Origin of the sequence: Arthrobacter sp. 131MFCol6.1, from assembly GCF_000374925.1 — a bacterium.
In the GTDB taxonomy this organism is placed as follows: Bacteria; Actinomycetota; Actinomycetes; order Actinomycetales; family Micrococcaceae; genus Arthrobacter.
The window spans coordinates 198,581-220,013 of record NZ_KB895545.1 but is presented as its reverse complement, the minus strand read 5'-3'; the positions used below and the strand labels follow the sequence as shown (position 1 = coordinate 220,013).

17 protein-coding genes are annotated in these 21,433 nt (G+C 69.2%); 14 read left to right on the top strand and 3 right to left on the bottom strand.

Annotated elements, in window-relative coordinates:
• Nucleotides 1-43: 43 nt before the first annotated feature.
• The 6 genes from C566_RS0112065 to C566_RS0112040 all read left to right on the top strand — a co-directional run bounded on the left by C566_RS0112065 (nucleotide 44) and on the right by C566_RS0112040 (nucleotide 7,469).
• Nucleotides 44-1,225, top strand: coding sequence for an MFS transporter (locus tag C566_RS0112065; RefSeq protein WP_043466774.1), 1,182 nt, complete (start codon nucleotides 44-46; stop codon nucleotides 1,223-1,225).
• Nucleotides 1,226-1,370: 145 nt separating this feature from the next.
• The gene (gene ligA, locus C566_RS21410) at nucleotides 1,371-3,734 is read left to right on the top strand and encodes an NAD-dependent DNA ligase LigA (protein ID WP_081627325.1); all 2,364 of its coding nucleotides are present in this window, start codon (nucleotides 1,371-1,373) and stop codon (nucleotides 3,732-3,734) included.
• The gene (locus tag C566_RS0112055) at nucleotides 3,731-4,567 is read left to right on the top strand and encodes an inositol monophosphatase family protein (RefSeq protein ID WP_018774600.1); all 837 of its coding nucleotides are present in this window, start codon (nucleotides 3,731-3,733) and stop codon (nucleotides 4,565-4,567) included. Before ligA ends, C566_RS0112055 begins: the two co-directional genes overlap by 4 nt.
• 123 nt (nucleotides 4,568-4,690) lie before the next feature.
• The gene (locus C566_RS0112050) at nucleotides 4,691-5,194 is read left to right on the top strand and encodes a GNAT family N-acetyltransferase (RefSeq protein WP_018774599.1); all 504 of its coding nucleotides are present in this window, start codon (nucleotides 4,691-4,693) and stop codon (nucleotides 5,192-5,194) included.
• Between the two features lie 114 nt (nucleotides 5,195-5,308).
• The gene (locus C566_RS0112045; protein ID WP_018774598.1) at nucleotides 5,309-5,692 is read left to right on the top strand and encodes a RidA family protein; all 384 of its coding nucleotides are present in this window, start codon (nucleotides 5,309-5,311) and stop codon (nucleotides 5,690-5,692) included.
• 61 nt (nucleotides 5,693-5,753) lie between these two features.
• The gene (locus tag C566_RS0112040; RefSeq protein ID WP_018774597.1) at nucleotides 5,754-7,469 is read left to right on the top strand and encodes a SulP family inorganic anion transporter; all 1,716 of its coding nucleotides are present in this window, start codon (nucleotides 5,754-5,756) and stop codon (nucleotides 7,467-7,469) included.
• A 93-nt stretch (nucleotides 7,470-7,562) separates the two neighbouring features.
• On the opposite strand, the gene C566_RS0112035 is transcribed toward C566_RS0112040, so the two are convergent.
• Nucleotides 7,563-8,234: a response regulator gene (locus tag C566_RS0112035; RefSeq protein WP_018774596.1), complete on the bottom strand. Its 672-nt coding sequence runs from the start codon at nucleotides 8,232-8,234 to the stop codon at nucleotides 7,563-7,565.
• The gene (locus C566_RS0112030; protein ID WP_018774595.1) at nucleotides 8,227-10,011 is read right to left on the bottom strand and encodes a sensor histidine kinase; all 1,785 of its coding nucleotides are present in this window, start codon (nucleotides 10,009-10,011) and stop codon (nucleotides 8,227-8,229) included. Before C566_RS0112030 ends, C566_RS0112035 begins: the two co-directional genes overlap by 8 nt.
• A gap of 168 nt (nucleotides 10,012-10,179) precedes the next feature.
• On the opposite strand from C566_RS0112030, the gene C566_RS0112025 reads away from it, so the two are divergent.
• The 4 genes from C566_RS0112025 (at nucleotide 10,180) to gatB (ending at nucleotide 15,189) form a co-directional block, all read left to right on the top strand.
• Entirely contained in the window at nucleotides 10,180-11,652 is a 1,473-nt protein-coding gene (locus tag C566_RS0112025; RefSeq protein ID WP_026266632.1) for a CitMHS family transporter, read from the top strand.
• Nucleotides 11,653-11,829: 177 nt separating this feature from the next.
• Nucleotides 11,830-12,126 (top strand): Asp-tRNA(Asn)/Glu-tRNA(Gln) amidotransferase subunit GatC, encoded by a 297-nt coding sequence (gatC, locus tag C566_RS0112020; protein ID WP_018774593.1) that lies wholly within the window; start codon nucleotides 11,830-11,832, stop codon nucleotides 12,124-12,126.
• A 4-nt stretch (nucleotides 12,127-12,130) separates the two neighbouring features.
• Nucleotides 12,131-13,684, top strand: coding sequence for an Asp-tRNA(Asn)/Glu-tRNA(Gln) amidotransferase subunit GatA (gatA, locus tag C566_RS0112015; protein ID WP_018774592.1), 1,554 nt, complete (start codon nucleotides 12,131-12,133; stop codon nucleotides 13,682-13,684).
• The gene (gene gatB / locus C566_RS0112010; RefSeq protein ID WP_018774591.1) at nucleotides 13,684-15,189 is read left to right on the top strand and encodes an Asp-tRNA(Asn)/Glu-tRNA(Gln) amidotransferase subunit GatB; all 1,506 of its coding nucleotides are present in this window, start codon (nucleotides 13,684-13,686) and stop codon (nucleotides 15,187-15,189) included. Before gatA ends, gatB begins: the two co-directional genes overlap by 1 nt.
• Nucleotides 15,190-15,192: 3 nt before the next feature.
• Here gatB and C566_RS0112005 read toward each other — a convergent pair whose 3' ends face one another.
• A complete protein-coding gene (locus C566_RS0112005) occupies nucleotides 15,193-16,101 on the bottom strand; it encodes a LysR family transcriptional regulator (protein ID WP_018774590.1) in 909 nt (302 codons plus the stop codon).
• 167 nt (nucleotides 16,102-16,268) lie between these two features.
• Here C566_RS0112005 and tdh point away from each other — a divergent pair, with 167 nt between their 5' ends.
• The 4 genes from tdh (at nucleotide 16,269) to hutI (ending at nucleotide 21,425) form a co-directional block, all read left to right on the top strand.
• On the top strand, nucleotides 16,269-17,315 hold the full coding sequence (gene tdh / locus C566_RS0112000) for an L-threonine 3-dehydrogenase (RefSeq protein ID WP_018774589.1): 1,047 nt from the start codon (nucleotides 16,269-16,271) through the stop codon (nucleotides 17,313-17,315).
• 83 nt (nucleotides 17,316-17,398) lie between these two features.
• On the top strand, nucleotides 17,399-18,613 hold the full coding sequence (locus C566_RS0111995; RefSeq protein WP_018774588.1) for a glycine C-acetyltransferase: 1,215 nt from the start codon (nucleotides 17,399-17,401) through the stop codon (nucleotides 18,611-18,613).
• A gap of 437 nt (nucleotides 18,614-19,050) precedes the next feature.
• Nucleotides 19,051-20,196: an NAD(P)/FAD-dependent oxidoreductase gene (locus C566_RS0111990; RefSeq protein WP_018774587.1), complete on the top strand. Its 1,146-nt coding sequence runs from the start codon at nucleotides 19,051-19,053 to the stop codon at nucleotides 20,194-20,196.
• 11 nt (nucleotides 20,197-20,207) lie between these two features.
• Entirely contained in the window at nucleotides 20,208-21,425 is a 1,218-nt protein-coding gene (gene hutI / locus C566_RS0111985; protein WP_018774586.1) for an imidazolonepropionase, read from the top strand.
• Nucleotides 21,426-21,433: the final 8 nt, after the last annotated feature.

Below are 21,433 nucleotides of genomic sequence, written 5' to 3'. Positions count from 1 at the left end.
AGCGTCAGACCAAATTCGTGGTTCGCCCCTTAGGCTCGCGGGCATGGGGACTAAGCCGGATCGAAGGAAAGCAGCGGGCACTGCCGCAACCCTGATTGGCGGGTCGGCGGAAATAATGGACTTCCTGATCCCGCTCTGGGGCGGCATTGAACTCGGCGTCGCGCCAAGCGCGATCGGAGCCCTCGTCGCCGTCGAGCTCGTCGTCTCGGTGATCGCGCGTCCGATTTCCGGCTGGCTGGTGGACACTCGGGTGCGAACGACAGTGGCTGCGGCAGGAGCCGTGCTCTACGCGGTGAGCTGCGTGGGCTACGCCCTTGCGACGTCGCTGCCGCTCGCCCTCGCCGCCGCAGTTGTGGGCGGCATGGGCGGCGCGTTCTTTTGGATTGCCGTCCGGGCGATCGTGGCCGAGTCCCTCGATCGCGACTCCGGCTCACTGGCCGGGCTGCTGTCATCCGAAGCACTCGGATCGTGGTTCTTCTGGATTCCAGCGATGGTCCTGCTGCCGCTGACCGGCTTCAGCGGGGTCTTCGGGATCCTCGCTGTTGCCTGTCTTTTCGCGGCGGTCCTGCTGTTCCGCGTGCCAAAGTTCCTGGCGCCACCGCAGGAGGAGCCGCCGAACGGGTTCCGGGGCGACGGCAAGCGCCTCGCCCCGCTGCTGCTGATCGCGCTGATGACTGCAGTCGCCGAGGCCGGTGTGTCGCTGCTCCTGCTGCTTCACCTGCAGAAGGCGCTTGAGCTGGAGGTCTACCAGATTGCACTCATCTACCTGCCCGGCGGCATCGTGCTTACGGTTATGCCACGGGTGCTGCACCGGTTCGTTGAACGGCGGGGCCGGCGTACGGGATACGTCCTCGCGTCCGTCGCGTCGGCACTGACTGCTGCTGGCCTCGCGTTCACCCCCAGCCCGCTCGTGATCGCCGCGCTCTGGGTGCTAACGAGTGCCTCATGGGCGATATTGCTGCCGATCCAGCGGGCGGTCGTCGCTGAGGTCAGCGGGCACCGCGTGGGCCGCGGCATGAGCCTGCTGACCAACTCCGAAATGCTCGGGGCAGCAGCCGGGTCGCTGCTGGCGGGTCTGCTGTACGACGGTGGATCGTGGCAGCTCTCGTGCCTGATCTTCGCGGGCATCATCCTCAGCGGAACCGTCCTTGGCCCACTCGCGCTCACGAAACTGGGCGTTCGCGACCGCCCGGCCGCCGACCTGGCCGCCGTCATCAACGACTAGCACGGCTCCCTCCGCCGGCGCAGAAGTCGTCCCCGGGCGGGGCGAGGTGTCCAGGTACTCGATCGGTGGCCGGACCGGAACCCGCGACCGCAGACTGACGGACCCCTGACCGGACAACAGCGGTGATCTAGGGCAGGATAGGTCTGTGAGCACAGGGAAGACCGCAGCAGAGACCTCAGCAGGGACTGACGAAGCAGCCGAAGCAGCCCCCCGGCATGGCACGGATCCTCAAGGCCCCGCGGGGGAGCAGGTCCCCTCCGGGGACATCCGTGCGGAGTACGAAGACCTTGTGGAGCAGGTCCGCAAGCACCGCTTTGCGTACTACCAGCAGGACGCGCCGATCATCTCCGACGCCGAGTTCGACGAGCTCTACCGGCGGCTGGAAACGCTCGAAGCCATGCATCCGGAACTGGTGGCCAACGACTCGCCCACGCAGGAAGTCGGCGGCGAGGTGTCAGCGGCGTTTGCCGCCGTCCAACACCTGCAGCGCATGTACAGCCTGGAGGATGTCTTCTCGCTCGAGGAGCTGGAGGCCTGGATGGTCAAGGCCGAGGCGGGCGTCGCCAAGCTCGGCAACGGCGGCGACCCGCCGTCCTGGCTCACCGAACTGAAGATCGACGGCCTGGCCGTCAACCTGCTCTACCGCGACGGGGCGCTGGTCCGGGCCGCCACCCGCGGGGACGGCACCACCGGCGAGGACATCACGCACAACGTCCTGACCATCAAGGAAATCCCGCAGCAGCTCAGCGGCACCGGCTTCCCGGCTGAGATGGAAGTCCGCGGCGAAGTCTTCATCCCGTCGCAGGCCTTCGCGGAATTCAACGAAGCCCTGATCGAGGCCGGCAAGGCGCCGCTGGCCAACCCGCGCAACGCCGCCGCAGGTTCGCTGCGGCAGAAGGACCCCGCGGAAACGGCCAAGCGTCCGCTGCGGATGTACGTCCACGGCATCGGCGCCCGCGAGGGACTCGACACTGCCAGCCAGTCCGAGACCTACCGGAAGCTCGCCGAGTGGGGACTGCCCACGAGCCCGTATTTCGAGGTCCTGGCCGGGCTGGCCGACGTGCTCGAATTCATCAAGCGCTACGGCGACAAGCGGCACAGCCTCACCCATGAGATCGACGGCATTGTGATCAAGGTGGACGACTTCGCCACCCAGCGGGCCTTGGGCTACACCACCCGGGTGCCGCGCTGGGCCGTGGCCTACAAGTACCCGCCCGAAGAGGTCCACACCAAGCTGCTCGACATCGCCGTCAACGTCGGCCGCACCGGCCGGGTCACCCCGTACGGCGTGATGGAACCGGTCAAGGTTGCCGGCTCCACCGTGGAGATGGCCACCCTGCACAACCAGGAGGTGGTCAAGGCCAAGGGCGTGAAAATCGGCGACATCGTGGTGCTGCGCAAGGCCGGAGACGTCATTCCGGAGATTGTCGGCCCGGTGCTGGCGCTGCGGGACCAGCAGGACCCTCCCGTCCGCGACTTCATCATGCCCACCGAATGCCCCGCGTGCGGCACGCCGTTGGCCCCCGGGAAGGAAGGGGACGTGGACATCCGCTGCCCCAACTCCCGGTCCTGCCCGGCGCAGCTGCGCGAACGCGTCTTCCACCTGGCCGGCCGCGGCGCCTTCGACATCGAGGCCCTCGGCTGGGAAGCCGCCATCGCACTGACCCAGCCGGCCGAGCCCGCGGAACCGCCGCTGACCACCGAGGCGACCCTGTTCGACCTGACCCCGGAGCAGCTCGCGGACGTCCGCGTCCGCCGGGAGAAGCGCTCCAAGGGCGTCGGCACCGGGGAGTTCGAGCTGGTGCCCTACTTCTTCACCAAGGCCACCACCAAGACCCCGTCCAAGCCCACGGCCACCACGGACAAGCTCTTCCGGGAGCTGGAAAAAGCGAAATCCCAGCCGCTGTGGCGGATCCTGGTGGCCTTGTCCATCCGGCACGTCGGCCCGCGGGCCTCGCGCGCCCTCGCCACCGCGTTCGGCAGCATGGACGCCATCCGGCAGGCCTCCGAGGAGGAGCTCGCCCACGTCGACGGCGTGGGCCCGGTCATCGCGCAGGCGCTGACCGAATGGTTCGCCGAGGACTGGCACCGCGACATCGTGGACCGCTGGGCGGACGCCGGCGTCCGGATGGCGGACGAACGCGACGAGTCGACGCCCAGGACGCTGGAGGGGCTGACCGTGGTGGTGACCGGAAGCCTCGAGGGCTTCAGCCGCGATGAGGCCAAGGAAGCCATCCTGATCCGCGGCGGCAAGGCGGCCGGATCGGTGTCGAAGAACACCAGCTACGTGGTGGCGGGCGAGAACGCCGGCACCAAACTGGACAAAGCCGAACAGCTCGGCGTCCCGGTCCTGGATGAGGACGGCTTCCGCGCCCTGCTGGCGAACGGGCCGGCCGGCGGCGGAGCGGACGCCAGCGCGGACGGTGGCGAGACCACCGGCGCGGACGGTGTCCCGGTCCTGGCCGGCGACGGCGAGGCTCCCGGCGCCGATGGTGCGGCGGCCGAATGAGTTCCCACTCCGCGGGTTCTCCCACCCCCGGCATTCCCGGGCTGCTTGAACTGGCCAAGTCGGCCGCGGCGGCGGGGGCCGCCGTCCTGGCCACCCGGAAGACTGCCGCCCTGGACGTCAGCAACAAGGGCGACTCCGGCGACTGGGTGACCGCCTTCGACCTCGCCGCCGAAGCCGCCGTCCGGGACGTCATCACCGCCGCCCGGCCGTGGGACATCATCACGGGGGAGGAGGGCGGCACCGTCCTGCCGGCGGAGCCCAGCGGCTACCGCTGGTCGATCGACCCGCTCGATGGCACCACCAATTTCATCCGCAACATCGTCTACTACGCCACCTCCGTGGCGGTGGCCGACGCCGACGGCGTCTGGCTGGCCGGCGTCGTCAGCGCACCGGCGCTGGGACGCACCTACTACGCGTCCCGCGGCGAGGGTGCCTGGCTCCAGGAACAGGGCCAGCTCACCGCCCTGTTCGGCCCGGTCCCCGGACGGACCGGCCAGATCCTGGCCACGGGCTTCAGCTACGATCCCGGCGTGCGGGCGGAACAGGCCGAGGGCCTCGGCAGCCTGATGGACGGCTTCGCGGACATGCGCCGGCTCGGGTCCGCGGCACTGGACCTGTGCCTCGTGGCGGACGGCACGCACGATGCCTACGGTGAGCGCGGGCTCAACGAACACGACTTCGCCGCCGGGGCCCTGATCGCCGAGGAGGCAGGCTGCTGGGTGCGCCGGCCGCGGCTTACCAGCCCCCTGGCCGGCGGCCCCTCCGACGATGAGCGCCTGGCCGCATGGACGTGCGCCGGGCCGCTGGAACTCTCCGGCAAATTCCCGCTCTAGAGTCCTCTCACCGGGCCGGCACGGGGCCGGCTCCGGGCCGGAGTGATAGGCCTGAGTGATAGTTCAGTCACGGAAACGGCTTTTCCGGGCACGGCCCGGGCCGGGCGCCCGTACCATTGACAGGTGCCTTCGCAGATCCTCATTCGCCCCGCCGTTCCGGCCGACTTCGACGCCATAGCGCGCATCACCCGGGACGCCTACCTGGCGGCAGGCTACTTTGAGAGCGCCGACCACCCCTACATGCAGCAGATCCAGAATGTCGGGCAGCGCGCGGCGGCCGCGACGGTTTGGGTCGCGGAGCGGGAGGGCCGGATCCTCGGCTCCGTGACGCTGGCGGTCGCCGGCGAGCCCTACGCGGACATCGCCTTCAGCGACGAGCTCGAGTTCCGCATGCTCGTGGTGGACCCGTCCGTGCAGCGCAGCGGTGCCGGCAAGGCCATGGTCCAGGCCATCATCGAGCACGCCAGGGCCCTGCCCGGAATCCACGCCGTGGCCCTGACCACGGGCGAGAGCTGGGAAAGTGCCCACGGCCTCTACCAGAAGACCGGCTTCCTCCGGGCGCCGGAGCGCGACTGGCTCGTGCCGGGCACGGACATCAAACTGCTCGTTTACCGCCAGGAACTCTAGCCCGGGCGGAGGCCCCGCGCAGTCCCGCCGACACAAAACAACCCGGTTTGGCCTCCCAGGCGCCCGGCGCCCTACAGTTGTGCCGATCCCTGCGGCAACTGCGAAAGGCCCACCATGCGCAAGACCTTCGGTACCGGCTCCACCTGGGAACAGGCCCTCGGCTATTCCCGGGCTGTCCAGGTGGACAACACCCTCTACATCTCCGCGACGGCCGCCAGCGGGGAGGACGGAGTCGTGGGCGAGGACTTCTATGCCCAGACCAGCTACATCCTGCAGAAGCTTGGCGCCGTGCTGGCCGACGCCGGCTTCGGCTTCGAGGACGTGGTGCAGTCCAAGCTGTACCTGACGGACATCAGCCAGTGGGAAGAGGCCGGCCGGGCCCACGGCGAGGTCTTCGGCGACATCCGTCCCACGCTCTCCCTCGTTCACGTGCTGCCGTTCCTGGACCCCAAGATGCTCGTCGAGATCGAACTCGTCGCCCAGAAGAGCGCCACCTAGAAACCGGCGAGGGGTCACATGGACTCTGGCGGAACTTCCGGACTCGGAGTATGACTGGCGCATGACCAAGGCGCCCGGGCAGGGGCCCACCAGGGTACCCCTCATCGGCCAGTTCCGCTCCTATGACCGCTCGTGGCTGCGCGGCGATCTGATCGCCGGGGTCACCGTCGCGGCCCTGATCGTTCCGAAGAACCTCGGGTACGCAGGCATCGCCGGTATACCGCTGCAGAACGGCCTGTATGCCGCGGCCGCCGGCGCCATCGTCTACGCGATCTTCGGCACCTGCCGGCAGATCTCGATGGGCCCCAGCTCGGGCCTGGCGGCAGTGGCTGCCAGTGCCGTCCTCGCGGCGGGCATCACGGGAGAGCAGGACGTCGCCTCGTTCGTTGCGGGAATCACGCTCGCCTCCGGGATCCTGTTCCTGCTCCTTGCCGTCCTCAAGATGGGCTGGATCGCGCAGTTCCTCTCGAAGGCCGTGGTCACCGGCTTCCTCTTCGGCGCGGCGATCGACGTCGTGATCGGGGAGCTCCCCAAGCTCACCGGGACCGAGGTCACCGGCTCGAACCCCATCCAGGAGCTGTGGTCATGGCTGGGGACCCTTGGCGAGGCGCAGCCGACCACCGTTGTGGTGGGGGCAATCGCACTGGCTGTCGTCTTCGGGCTGAAAGCTGTCGCTCCCCAAGTCCCCGGCGCCCTGGTCCTGGTGGTGGGCGGATTGCTGGCTGCGGCGCTGTTCGATCTCGGGGCCAAAGGCGTGGCCCTGGTGGGCGAGGTGCCCAGCGGCCTGCCCTCGCTTCAGGTCCCGGACGGCCAGTTGATGTGGGACCACGTGGGTACCGTGGCCCTCGCGGCGGTGGCAGTGGTCCTGATCGGCTTCTCCCAGACCGCCGGGGACGCGCGGGCGTTCGCTGCCAAGCACCGCTACCAGATCGACATCAACCAGGAATCGATTGCCCAGTCGCTGGCCAACATTGCCGCAGGACTCTTCAAGGGGATGCCCGTCTCGACGAGCCTGTCGGCGAGCTCGCTGAACGACCACTCCGGGGCGAAGACCGGGCTTGCCTCCCTCACTTCCGGGGTCACCGTCCTGCTCACGCTGCTCTTCCTGGCGCCGCTGTTCTCGAACCTGCCCAAGCCCGTGCTGGCGGCGCTGATCATCGAGGCTGTCGTCATGGGCATGATGAACGTGCCCGAGATGCGGCGGCTTGCCCGGGTGCAGAAGTTTGACTTCTGGATTGCGATCGCAGCGATCATCGGCACCCTCATCTTCGGCGTGCTGGCGGGCGTCGTGATAGGGATCGTGCTCTCGCTCTTCTGGCTCGTCCGGGTGGCCACCCACCCGGAGATGCCGTCCCTCGGCCGTGAACCGGGCACCCAGGTCTTCCGTGAAGCCGATGGGCACCCCGGCGACGAGATCGTTCCCGGCATTGCGGTGATCCGGTTCGACGGCGGCCTGTTCTTCGCCACCGCCGACGCGCTGGAGGACCGTCTGCGCGAGGTCATCCATTCAACGCCGGGGCTCACCGGGATTGTGCTCGACTGCGGCGGGATCAATTTCGTCGATTCGCAGGGGGCAACGAAGATGGCGGACATCGCGAACCTCGCCCGCGAGTCGGACGTCAACCTGCGCCTGACCCGGCTCAAGCCCGAGGTTCGGGCGGTCCTGGAGCGCGACGGCGCGATCGAGCGCATCGGGGCGGACATGATCCACGGCAACGTCTACCGTGCCGTGCAGGCGGAGCAAGCGGCGGCACAGAAACGGCCCGACGGCGCCTAGAAGCAACGCGGGGTCACTTACGGCCCATCCCGGCGGTCCTGATGGGCCGTAGCTGACCCCGCGTTGCTTCTGCTGGCGAGGCTAGAGGGCGGACTAGTGGCCGGTTCCGGCAGGGATCCCGTAGCGGTGCTCGGGCCGCCCGGTGGTGCCGTAGCGCAGCTGGATGTCGACGGCGCCGTCGTCCGCCAGCGCGGACAGATACCGCTGGGCGGTGGCCCGGGACACGCCGACCCGGGCGGCGACGTCGGCGGCCGAATACTGCTCGCCGGGCACCAGGGATTCCAGCACCGCGGCCTCGGTGGCGGAGCGGGGACGTGCCGAGGCGACGACGTCGCCCGGGATCAGGGCGCGCTTGGCGCGCTCCACCGTCTCCTGGCTGACGGAGCCCGGCTGGGCCAGGATCCGGCGGTAGCGTGCATAGGAGCGCAGCTGCTGCGAGAGGGATTCGGCCGTGAAGGGCTTGAGCAGGTAGCCCAGTGCCCCGCGGCGGAACGCGAGGCGCAGCGAGGCCGTGTCCGAGGCCGCGCTGAGGATCACGGTGTCGACGTCCAGCTGGTGCAGCAGGTCCAGGCCCGAGGCGTCCGGCAGGTAGACGTCCAGCAGCACCAGGTCCGGGCGCAGGCTGTGGATGGCCTGCAGCGCCTGGGACGCCGAGCCGGCCGGCGGCAGCGCCAGGAAGCCGGCCACCGAATCCACGTAGGCGGCATGCAGCTTGGCGACGTGGAAATCATCGTCGACAATCAGCACCCTGAAATCCTCAGACATCGTTGTCCTCTCGGCGTGGTTCGGGGGTTCGCAGGTCAGGGGTTCGCAGGTCGGGGGTTCCCGGTTGGGCGGGTCCCGGCAGCGTTGGCCCCGGTTCGGTGGTTCCCGGAAGCGTGGCGACGAAAACGGCGCCCGGGCCGCCGGGGGAGCCCGCTTCGAGCACCCGCACGTCTCCGCCGCGGCGGCGCGCGAGCTGCCGGGACAGCGCCAGCCCCAGACCCTGCCCTGCGCCGGGGCGCGCCGGCCGGACCGAGGTCGTGTAGCCCTCCGCGAAGACCGCCTCGGCCTCGGCGGCCGTCATTCCGGCGCCCAGGCCGTCGCCGGAATCGGCCACCACAATGTGGAGTGTGCCGGGGCCTCCGTTGAGGCCCGGTTCGTCCAGCACTTCGACTTCCACCCAGCGCTCGGCCGCGGAACCGGCGACGGCGGCGTTCACGGCGTTGTCGATCAGGTTCCCCAGGACTGTGGTGACGTCCTGGGGTTCGGTAACGTGGCCGCGGACCACGGATTCCGGGCCGAGGCGGAGGCTCACGCCGCGCTCGTCCGCCTCGACGCCCTTGGCGCCGAGGAAGGCCTGCAGGTAAGGGTCCTGGAGCAGCTCGGCCTGGTCCACCGGGAATGCCAGCGGCCCGGTACCGGCCAGTTTGGCGAGATAGTCCTGGGCCTGCTGGGGCTGGCCGATGCTCATGAAGCCGGCGATCGTGTGCAGCTGGTTGGCAAACTCGTGGCGCTGCGCCCGCAATGCCGCGGACATGGTGCCGACGGCGTCGAGCTGGCGGGTCAGCTGCTGAAGCTCGGTCCGGTCCCGCAGCATCACCACCCAGCCCAGGTCCTCGCGGCCGTGCAGGGCCTTCCGGGCACTCACCACCAGCACCCGGCCGCCGGCCACGAGTTCCACCGCCTCACCCTCGGCCGCATCGGCCCGGGTCAGGGCCTTGAGCTGCTCCGGCACCGGGGCGGCGGCCCACGCCGTGCCCGCGAGGTCCGGGACACCGAGCAGCCGCTGGGCGGCGGCGTTGAAAACGCTGACCCTGCCGTCGGCCGAAACGCCGATCACGCCGTCGTCGACGCCCTGCAACACGGCCACCTGGTCGTGCACCAGGGTGCTGATCTCCTCGGGTTCGAGCCCGAGGGTCAGCCGCTGGAGCCGCCGCCGCAGCAGGAAGGAGGCCAGCACGCCGGCCAGCAGCGCGCCGGCGGCCGTGACGGCGATGGGGATGATGTCCCGGGCCAGGCTTTGGCTGATCGTCTCGGTGGAGTAGCCCACGCTCACCTCACCCACCACCGCCGTCGAGCCCGGGGCGTACACCGGGACCTTGGCGCCGGCGGACGGGCCCAGCGTGCCCGTGTTCCGCGTGGTGACCTCCCGGCCCGCGAGGGCCTCCGAGGGGTCGGTACTGACCTTTTCGCCCAGCCGCTCCGCGTCCGGGTGCGCCAGCCGGATACCGGTCTCGTCCGTAATGACCACGAACAGGGCCCCGGTGCGGGTGCGGGCACCCTCCGCGGCAGCCATCAACGGACCGGCCAACAGCTCGGCGGCCGGGGGAGCAGCGGGAAGGGCGCTGATGGACTGGACCTCTGCCCGCACCGAGGGGTCCGAGGCCACCGTCCGGGCCAGGGTCAGCGCCTGGTTCTCCGCCTCGCGGCCCAGCCGGTCATAGCTCAGCCAGGCGTGGACGGCGCTGCTCAGCAGCACCACCAGCGCCACGACGCCGAGCTGCAGCAACAGTGTCTGTGTCGAAAAGCGCAGGGCCGGCAGAGCTGTGCGGCGCTTCATCGGACTCCTGCCTGGGTTGGAACGGACGTGAGCAAAATGCGCAAAATGCATCCAATAAGCAGTATGCCAATCAATTGAGCCAAAGGCCCAGTCGTGACGGGCGCCACTCTAACGTCTGTAGTGCGCATCACACCGGAGTGGTGTCATTCAACGAAGAAGGAGCCGGCCGTGCTGGTATTACTAGGATTCGCCATGATCGCGGTATTCATGGTGCTGATCATGACGAAGAAGTTGACGCCGGTGCTGGCGCTCATCATTGTTCCCACAGTCTTCGGGCTTTTCGCCGGCGCGGGCCTCGGCATCGGCCCCATGGTCATGGACTCCATGAAATCCATGACCTCCACCGCCGCGCTGCTGATGTTCGCGATCATCTACTTCGGGCTGATGATCGACGTCGGCCTCTTCGACCCCCTGGTCCGGTTCATCCTGCGCAAGCTCGGCAACGACCCCGCCAAGGTGGTCCTGGGCACGGCCATCCTCGCGGCAGCGGTCTCCCTCGACGGCGACGGCTCCACCACCTTCATCCTCACCACCGCGGCGATGCTGCCGGTCTACCTGCGGCTGAAGATGAGCCCCGTGGTCCTGACCTGCGTGGCCGGCCTGGCCAACGGCACCATGAACATCCTGCCCTGGGGCGGCCCCACCGCCCGCGCCGCCTCCGCTCTGAAACTCGACGTCAACGATGTCTTCGTGCCCATGGTCCCGTCCCTCATCGCCGGACTCATTGTGGTGCTGGTCTTCTCCTGGCTGCTCGGCCTGCAGGAACGCAACCGCCTCCGCGCCGTCGCCCCCGAGATCTGGGGCGTCCCGGATACAGCTGCAGCCTTCGACGGCGACTCAGCCGGCGGCAGCGCGGCCGGCGGTACCGGAATCCGCCGCGGCCGCAAGGGCCCCGGAGCCTCGCCCGCCGGGCTCTCCCCGGAAGGATCCTCCGTTGCAGTGCTGGAGCGCACCGATTCCCTCGTTGACGACCGCGACTCCGCCATGGCCGACACCGCCCTGGACCCCAACCGCAAGACCCTCCGTCCCAAGCTGTTCTGGTTCAACCTCGGCCTCACGGTCGCGGTCATGGTGACGCTCGTCGCCAACGTCATTCCGCTCCCGTTCGTCTTCATGGTCGGCTCCGCCATCGCACTGCTGGTCAACTTCCCCAAGGTCAAGGACCAGAGCGCCCAGCTGATCGCGCACGCTCCCTCGATTGTCGCCGTCGTCAGCATGGTCATGGCCGCCTCGGTCCTGACCGGCGTCCTCAACGGCACGGGCATGGTCAAGGCCATGTCGGAATGGCTGGTCCAGATCATCCCGTCCGACATGGGCCCGCTGATGGCCGTGATCACCGGCGTCCTGAGCATCCCGATGACGTTCTTCATGAGCAACGACGCCTTCTACTTCGGCGTCCTGCCGGTCCTGAGCGAAACGGCGGCCCACTACGGCGTCAGCGCCGCCGACATGGCCCGCGCTTCCATCACCGGCCAGCCCTTCCACCTCCAGAGCCCCCTGGTCCCGGCGATCCTGCTCCTGGTCTCCCTCGCCAAGGTGGACCTGGGTGACCACCACAAGAAGGTCCTGTGGCGCACGGCCGTGATCTCCCTGGTCATGCTCGGCGTTGGCGTCCTCACCGGAGCCATCGGCATCGGCTGACCGGCCCGCCCCTGCACCAAGCAACGCGGGGTCACTTACCGCCCATCCCGGACCTCCGGATAGGCCGTAAGTGACCCCGCGTTGTTTGTCGTCGTCCTTCTCGGCGCCGGACAGTAACAGCAGTTCAACCCACGTAGACTGGGACGGAAAATTATCCATACCTTGCAGGGGAGATCCATGGCTGCGATCAACCGCGACGACGTCGCGCATCTCGCGCAACTCGCGCACATCGAGATGAGTGCTGAAGAGCTGGACAGGATGGCCGGCGAACTCGCCGTCATCGTGGATTCAGTGAAGTCCGTCAGTGAAGCCGCCGGTGATGACGTCCCGGCCACGTCCCACCCGATTCCGCTGACCAATGTGTTCCGCGAGGACGTGGTGGGCCACACGTTTACGGCCGAGCAGTCCCTCTCCGGTGCCCCCGACGCGTACGAAGGCCGTTTCAAGGTCCCGGCAATCCTGGATGAGGTCTAAGACCATGACTGAGAACAATGAACTGATCCGCCTCTCCGCCGCCGCGCTCGCCGAGAAGCTGGCCGCCCGCGAGATCACCGCCGTCGAGGTCACCCAGGCCTACCTGGACCGCATCGCCGCCGTCGACGGCAAGGTCCACGCCTTCCTCCACGTCAACGCCGACGAGGCGCTTGCCGTCGCCGCCGAAGTGGATGCGATCCGCGCCGCCGGCGGTGCCGCCGCCGAGGAGCTCCACGTCCTCGCGGGCGTCCCGATCGCCGTCAAGGACCTCATCGTCACGATCGGGCAGCCCACCACGGCCGGCTCGAAGATCCTCGAAGGCTGGCACAGCCCCTACGATGCCACCGTCGTCGAGCGCCTGCGCGCCGCCAAGATGCCGATCCTGGGCAAGACGAACCTCGACGAGTTCGCGATGGGCTCCTCCACCGAACACTCCGCCTACGGCCCGACGCACAACCCGTGGGACCTGGAGCGCATCCCCGGCGGTTCCGGCGGCGGCTCCGCTGCTGCCGTCGCGGCCTTCGAAGCCCCGCTGGCCCTCGGCACGGACACCGGCGGCTCCATCCGCCAGCCCGGCGCCGTCACCGGCACGGTCGGCGTCAAGCCCACCTACGGCGGCGTTTCCCGCTACGGCGCCATCGCCATGGCCTCCTCGCTGGACCAGATCGGCCCGGTCTCGCGCACCGTCCTCGACTCGGCCCTGCTGCACCAGGTGATCGGCGGGCACGACCCCCGCGACTCCACCTCGCTGCCGGACCCGCTCGAGGACCTCGTGGCCGCGGCCCGGACAGGCAACGTCAAGGGCATGAAGATCGGCATCATCAAGGAGCTCCACGGCGAGGGCTACCAGGCCGGCGTCGAGAACCGCTTCAACGAATCCCTCGAACTGCTCAAGGGCGCGGGCGCCGAGATCGTCGAGGTCTCCTGCCCCAACTTCAAGTACGCCCTGGGCGCGTACTACCTGATCATGCCGTCGGAGGCGTCCTCCAACCTGGCCAAGTTCGACGGCGTCCGGTACGGTCTGCGGGTCCTGCCCAAGGACGGTCCCATGACCATCGAGCGGGTCATGGGCGCCACGCGCGCCGCCGGCTTCGGCGACGAGGTCAAGCGCCGCATCATCCTGGGCACCTACGCCCTGAGCGCCGGCTACTACGACGCCTACTATGGCTCGGCCCAGAAGGTGCGCACCCTGATCCAGCGCGACTTCGACGCCGCGTTTGAAAAGGCCGACGTGCTGATTTCCCCGACGGCGCCGACCACGGCGTTCAAGCTCGGCGAGAAGCTCAACGACCCGCTGGCGATGTACCTCAACGACGTCGCCACCATTCCGGCGAACATGGCAGGCGTCCCGGGCCTGTCCCTGCCGGGCGGCCTGGCCGACGAGGACGGACTGCCCGTGGGCATCCAGCTTCTGGCACCGGCCCGCCAGGACGCCCGCCTGTACCGCGTCGGCGCGGTCCTGGAATCCCTGCTCGAGGCGCAGTGGGGCGGCCCGCTGCTGGACAAGGCCCCCTCGCTCACTGATTCTGCCGTTTCAAGCCACGGAGGCTCACACTAATGACTGACGCAACCCTCAGCTTCGAAGAGGCGATGGACAAGTACGATCCCGTCCTGGGTTTCGAGGTCCACGTGGAGCTCAACACCAAGACCAAGATGTTCTCCTGCGCGCCGAACGTCTTCGGCGACGAGCCGAACACCAACGTCAACGAGGTGGACCTCGGCATGCCCGGCGTGCTGCCGGTGGTGAACAAGACCGCGATCGAGTCCTCGATCAAGATCGGCCTGGCGCTGAACTGCAAGATCGCCGAGAAGTGCCGCTTCGCCCGGAAGAACTACTTCTACCCGGACACCCCGAAGAACTTCCAGACGTCCCAGTACGACGAGCCCATCGCGTACGACGGCTACCTGGACATCGAACTCTCCGACGGAACTGTGTTCCGCGTCGAAATTGAACGCGCGCACATGGAGGAAGACGCCGGCAAGCTGACCCACATGGGCGGCGCCACCGGCCGCATCCAGGGCGCGGACTACTCCTTGGTGGACTACAACCGCTCCGGCGTGCCGCTGGTCGAGATCGTCACCAAGCCGATCGAAGGCGCCGGCAGCCGCGCCCCCGAACTCGCCAAGGCCTACGTGGCCGCCGTCCGCGAAATCGTCAAGAACCTCGGGGTCTCGGACGCGAAGATGGAACGCGGCAACGTCCGCTGCGACGCCAACGTCTCGCTGCGCCCGCACGGCCGCGAACGCTTCGGCATCCGCTCGGAGACCAAGAACGTCAACTCGCTGCGCGCCGTCGAACACGCCGTCCGCTACGAGATCCAGCGGCACGCCGCCGTGCTGGACTCCGGCGAGCCGGTCATCCAAGAAACCCGCCACTGGCACGAGGACACGCGGACCACGACGTCGGGCCGGGCCAAGTCCGACGCCGACGACTACCGCTACTTCCCGGAACCTGACCTGGTCCCGATCACCGCGTCCCGCGAATGGGTCGAGGAACTCCGGGCCACCCTGCCCGAGCCGCCGGCCGCGCGCCGCAAGCGGCTGCAGGCCGACTGGGGCTACTCGGACCTGGAGTTCCGCGACGTCGTCAACGCCGGCGTCATGGACGAGATCGAGGAAACCATCGCCGCAGGTGCCACCGCCACCGTGGCGCGCAAATGGTGGATGGGCGAGATCGTCGGACGCGCCAAGAACGCCGACGTCGATCCCGGCCAGCTCGGCGTCGCCCCGGCCACCATCGTGGAACTGAACAAGATGGTGGAGGACGGCAAGATCAACAACAAGATGGCCTCCGAGGTCCTCGACGGCGTCCTCGCCGGCGAGGGAACGCCGGCGGAAATCGTCGAGAAGCGCGGCCTCGCCGTGGTCTCCGACGACGCCCCGCTCCTCGAAGCCATCGACGCGGCCCTCGCCGCGCAGCCCGACGTCGCGGACAAGATCCGCGGAGGCAAGGTCCAGGCGATCGGCGCGATCGTCGGCGGCGTCATGAAGGCCACCCGCGGGCAGGCCGACGCCGGCCGCGTCCGCGAGCTGATCCTGCAGCGCCTCGGCGTCGAGGGCTAGCCCCTAGCCGCCCACTAAATCGGTCATGATGGTCTGCAGCGCTTCGCAGACCATCATGACCGATGTGCGTTTAAGGTTCTCCGGCCGGGCCAGGACGTCGATCCGGCGCCGGGTGCTGATGCCCTCCAGCGGCCGCAGCACAATGTCCGGGTTCAGCACAGGCCGCGCGGTGTGCCGCGGCAGCAGGCCGATCACGCCGCCGGCCGCCACGAGCGCCGCCACGGTCGAGTAGTCGTTGATGCGGTGCACGATGTTCAGCTCACGGCTGGAGACCGCCGCGACGGCGGAGAGCACGTCGGCGGGGGAGTAGCCGGCGCGGCTCGTCACCCACGGTTCGCCCACGACGTCGTCGGCCGTCACCGCGCGCTGCCCGGCCAGCCGGTGCCCGGCGGGCAGTGCCACGTCCAGCGGCTCGTGCGCGAGCGGGATCACGGCGACGCGTTCCTCGGGCCAGCGGGGGCTGTGATCCATCCGGTGCGCCAGGACCAGGTCATAGCGTGCCGTCAGGGCGGGGAAATCCTGCTGGGCGACGTCCTCGTCGGAGAGCAGGATCCGCGGCTGGCCCGGGCCATCCAGAAGCCGTGCCAGCGGCGCGAACAGCGCCTGCCCGGCACTGTGGAAACCGCTGAGTGTCACCGGCGCCACCGGCGAGCCGTGGTAGGCGCCGATCGCCATCTTCGCATCCGCCATCGCGCTGACCACCGCGGCCCCGGCGTCCGCCAGCACCTGCCCGGCCTCCGTGAGCACCAGGTTCCGGCCCTCCTTGCGGGTCAGCGGCACCTCCACGGTCTTCTGCAGCGCGGCCAGTTGCTGGGACACGGCCGACGGCGTCACCAGGAGGGTTTCGGCGACGGCCTTGACGCTGCCCAGGGCCCCGAGTTCGCGCAACATCTCCAGCTGGTGGATTTCCATGCCAGCCATTCTATGCAACAGCAATTCCTAATTCGTCGATTGAGAAAAATTCGGTTGTGCTAATGCTTTCCGGTGGGTCTAATGGGGTGAGTTGTCCCACACGCCCGCGCCGCACGGCGGAACAGAACGCGCGGAGCAGAACACCAAAAGCACAGTTAGGAAGGCCCATGAAGGCTCTCTACAAGGCCGGCGCCCACGCAGGGTTCGAGCTCGTCGACCGTCCCGAGCCGGAGACCGGCCCGGGCGACGTCAAGATCCGCGTCATGACCACCGGCATCTGCGGTACCGACCTGCACATCCAGTCCTGGGACGCCTGGGCGCAGGGCATCATCAACGCTCCGCTGATCGCCGGCCACGAGTTCTACGGCGAGGTCGTGGAGACAGGCGAGGACGTCCTGGACGTCAAGGTGGGGGACCGGGTCTCCGGCGAAGGCCACATTGTCTGCGGAATCTGCCGCAACTGCCGCGCCGGCCGCCGGCAGATGTGCATCAATACCGTCAGCGTCGGCGTCCAGCGCGACGGCGCCTTCGCCGAGTACGTGGTGATCCCGGAGGCCAACGTCTGGGTCCACCAGGACCCCTCCGTCACCCCGGAGCTCGGCGCCATCTTCGACCCCTTCGGCAACGCCGTCCACACGGCCCTGAGTTTCCCGCTGGTCGGTGAGGACGTCCTGATCACCGGCGCCGGACCCATCGGCCTGATGGCGATCGCCGTCGCCCGGCACGCGGGCGCCCGCAAGATCGCGATCACCGACGTCTCCGCGCCCCGGCTGGAACTGGCCCGCAGGCTCGGCGTCGACCTCGCGATCGACGTGTCGAAGATGCGGGTCAAGGACGCCCAGCGCGAACTCGGCATGCGCGAAGGCTTCGACATCGGCATGGAAATGTCGGGACACCCCACCGCGCTGCCTGAGATGATCGACAACATGAACCACGGCGGCCGGATCGCGATGCTGGGACTGCCCAGCCAGTCCATCGACATCAACTGGGGCAAGGTGGTCACACACATGCTGACCATGAAGGGCATCTACGGCCGCGAAATGTTCGAGACCTGGTACGCGATGAGCGCCATGCTCTCCTCCAACCCGGTCCTGCACGCGAACATCTCGGCCGTGGTCACGGACACGCTGCCGGCCACCGACTGGGAAAAGGGTTTCGAGGTGGCCCGCGCCGGCGTCGGCGGCAAGGTGGTCCTCGACTGGACCGTTTTCTAGGCCCCTTTCCTGACCGCCCGCTTCCGGGCCCCTGCCAGACACAGCATTCTGCCCCCGCATCCAACCAGCCGAGGAGCCAAACCATGTATTCAGCCATCAAGGACCAGCTGCAGCACGAACTCGATGAGATCCGCAGCGCCGGTCTGTTCAAGACCGAGCGGCACATCGACTCGCCGCAGGCCAACCGCATCAAGGCCGGACAGATCGGCGAGTCCGGTGCCGACGTGCTGAACTTCTGCGCCAACAACTACCTGGGCCTCGCGGACCACCCGGACATCATCGCGGCGGCGAAGACCGCGATGGACGAGCGCGGCTTCGGCATGGCCAGCGTCCGCTTCATCTGCGGCACCCAGGACCTGCACCTGGCATTGGAAAAGCGCGTCTCGGCGTTCCTCGGCACCGAGGACACCATCCTGTTCTCCAGCTGCTTCGACGCCAACGGCGGCGTGTTCGAGTCCCTCTTCGGCCCGGAAGACGCCGTCATCTCGGATGCCCTGAACCACGCGTCCATCATTGACGGCATCCGGCTCTGCAAGGCCCAGCGCTTCCGCTACGCCAACCAGGACATGGCAGACCTCGAATCGAAGCTGATCGAGGCCACCACGCAGGAGAACCCGGCCCGCCGCAAGATCATCGTCACGGACGGCGTCTTCTCGATGGACGGCTTCCTCGCCCCGCTCGAAGCGATCTGCGACCTCGCCGACAAGTACGACGCCCTGGTCATGGTGGACGATTCGCATGCCGTCGGCTTCATGGGCGCCACCGGTGCGGGCACCCCGGAGCACGCCGGCGTCTCGGACCGTGTGGACATCTACACCGGCACGTTCGGCAAGGCCCTTGGCGGCGCCTCGGGCGGCTACGTGTCCGGCCGCGGCGAGGTCGTGGCGATGCTCCGCCAGAAGGCCCGCCCGTACCTGTTCTCCAACTCGCTGGCCCCGGCGATCGTCGCCGCCACGCTCAAGGCCCTGGACCTCGTGGAAAGCTCCGGCGAACTGCGCGGCAAGCTCTTCGCGAACGCGGAACTCTTCCGGAGCCGCATGTCCGAGGAAGGCTTCGACCTGCTCCCCGGCGAGCACGCGATTGTCCCGGTGATGTTCGGCGACGCCGTCATGGCGGCCAAGGTGGCCGACGCCATGCTCCACAACGGCGTCTTCGTCACGGCGTTCAGCTACCCGGTGGTGCCCAAGGGCGCCGCCCGGATCCGCGTCCAGCTTTCGGCCGCGCACAGCGCCGACGACGTCGAGGCCTGCGTCCAGGCGTTCGTGCGCAGCCGCGCTGCGGTGGCCGCAGCCTCCTAGTCCGGATCCCTGAGGCCGGGCCCCACTTTCAGCACGGGGTCCGGCCCCACTCCGAGAGCGCGGCCCGGCTCCAGGGGCCCGGCTCGGCCCGTTCACTCCGGCTTTGCCCGGCCCGGCCCGGCCTTGCGCGTTCATCCTGGCTTTGCCCGGCCTTGCGCGTTCAACCCGGCTTTCTCTACTGGCTTGTCCGCGGGACATGCCCAGCTCCGGCGGCGAGGACTGGACATAATGCCACTATGTCCAACGGCCACGAGCAACGAAGGGCATGTCCCGGGCCCGCCCGCCGCAACGGGGGACATGTCCAGTGGTGCGGACCAGGGAGGGGCATGTCCCGGTCCGGCCCGCCGCAACGGGGGACATGTCCAGTGGTGCGGAACCGGCCCGCCCGGGCGCAGGTCGCGGCACGGCCTGACCCGAGAATCTGCAAGGATGGGACCATGTCAGCTCATTACGATGTCGTAATTGTCGGCGGCGGGATCGCCGGCCTGTCCCTCGCCTCCACCCTGGCCGGGCACTGCCGCGTGGCCCTGATCGAAGCCGAGCAGACCCTGGCCTACCACACCTCGGCCCGCTCGGCCCGGCAACTGATTCCCAGCTACGGCCCGCCCGTGGTCCAGGAACTGACCGTCCAAACGCTCGACCTCATCGCGGCCCAGGACGCCGAACGTCCGGAGCCGGTGCTCACCCCGCGCAGCTTCATGCTGATCGGGGACGATGCCACCGTCCGGGCGGAGGCCAGCGGCCACATGCGCCGGATCACCCACGCCGAGGCACTGGACCTGTGCCCGGCCCTGGTCCCGGACTCGTTCAGCGCCGCCGGCCTCGACACCGGATCCTTCGCCTGCAACGCCCCCGTGCTGCTCGAGGACCACCGGCGCCGTGCCGAAGCGGGAGGCGTGGACATCATCACCGGCGCCCGGGTCCATTCGGCCCAGCGCCTCGGCACCGGCTGGGAACTGGGCGCCGGACAGGAAGGCTTCCAGTCCGCCGTCGTGGTCAATGCCGCCGGTGCCTGGGCCGACGAACTCGCCGTCCTCAGCGGCGTCGAGAAGCTCGGCCTGCAGCCGTACCGGCGCACCGCGGCGATCGTCGACGTCGAGAATCCCCTCCCGGAGGCCTGCCCGATGGTGGCGGCGGCCGATGACAGCTTCTACTTCCGGCCCGACGGCGGCCAGGTTCTGATCTCGCCCGCCGAACACGTGCCGAGCGGGCCCGAGGACGCCCAGCCCTACCCCGGCGACGTTGAACGGCTCGTCGCCCGGCTCAACACGATCACGACACTCGGGATCCGGAACGTCCGCACGGCCTGGACGGGGCTGCGGACGGAGGCCGCCGACGGCGTCCCTGTGGTGGGGTTCGACGCCGAGGCCACCGGATTCTTCTGGCTCGCCGGCCAGGGCGGGTACGGATTCCAGACCTCATCCGGCGTCGCGGAGCTTGCCGCCGGCCTGATCCTCGCCGGCCAGGGATCCGCCGGCGCAGCCCCGGCTATGTCCCCGCCGGTGTTCCCGGCAGGGGACGCCAGTCCGGCATCCCGGACAGCGGAGGCGCTGGCCGCGACCCGCTGGTCCATCCGGCGCTGAAGAATGGATCCATGAGTATCCTCATCACCAATATCGCCGAACTGATGACCCAGGACGCGGAACACCGCGTCCTCCGCGACGCGGCGGTGGTGATCGAGGGGGAGCGGATTTCCTGGCTCGGCCCCGCAGCGGATGCCCCGGCCGCGGACGAACGGGTGGACGCCGGGGGCCGGGCGCTCCTGCCGGGCTGGGTCGACTCCCACACGCACCTGATCTTCGCCGGGGACCGCACGGCCGAGTTCGAGGCCCGGATGGCGGGACAAAGCTACAGCGCCGGCGGGATCGCCGTCACCACCGGCGCCACCCGGAGCACGAGCGACTTCGACCTGACCCGGCTGGCGATGGGCCGCGTCGCGGAGGCCGTGTCGCAGGGTACCACCTACCTGGAGACCAAAACCGGATACGGCCTGGACCTCGAGAACGAGGCCCGCAGCGCCCGCATCGCCTCCACCGTGGCGGACGAGGTGACCTACCTGGGGGCGCACCTCGTGCCCGCCGGGATGGACGCGGAGGAATACACGGAGCTGGTCTGCGGGCCGATGCTCACCGCAGTCCGGCCCTACGTCCGCTGGGCCGACGTCTTTTGCGAGCAGGGCGCCTTCAACGAGGACCAGTCCCGCCGGGTGCTCCTGGCCTGCAAGGCCGCCGGGCTGGGGCTGCGCGTCCACGGCAACCAGCTCGGCGAGGGCCCGGGCGTCCGGTTGGCGGTGGAGGTCGGCGCCGCCAGCGTGGACCACGTGAACTACCTTTCGGCCGCGGACGTCGATGCCCTCGCCGCCAGCTGGTCCGGGTGGGACGCTGCCGGCGGCAGCGGCACGCGCGGCACGGTTGCCACCTGCCTGCCGGCCTGCGATCTTTCCACCCGGCAGCCGCTGGCCCCCGGCCGGGAACTGCTCGACGCCGGCGTGCAGCTGGCGCTGGCCTCCAACTGCAACCCCGGCACGTCCTACACCAGCTCCATGGCGTTCTGCGTCACCACCGCCGTGCTGCAGATGCGGCTCAGCGTCCACGAGGCGGTGCGCGCCGCGACCTACGGCGGCGCGCTGGCCCTGGGCCGGGAGTCCGGGAACGACGTCGACGGCGAACGCGCGGTGGGTTCGATCGCCGTCGGACACCGGGCGGACCTGCACCTGCTCAACGCGCCTTCCGCCACACACCTGGCCTACCGGCCCGGCATCCCCTTGACGCACGCGGTGTGGCGGGCCGGCGTAGCGCAGCCCATCCGTTAGCCGGCCGT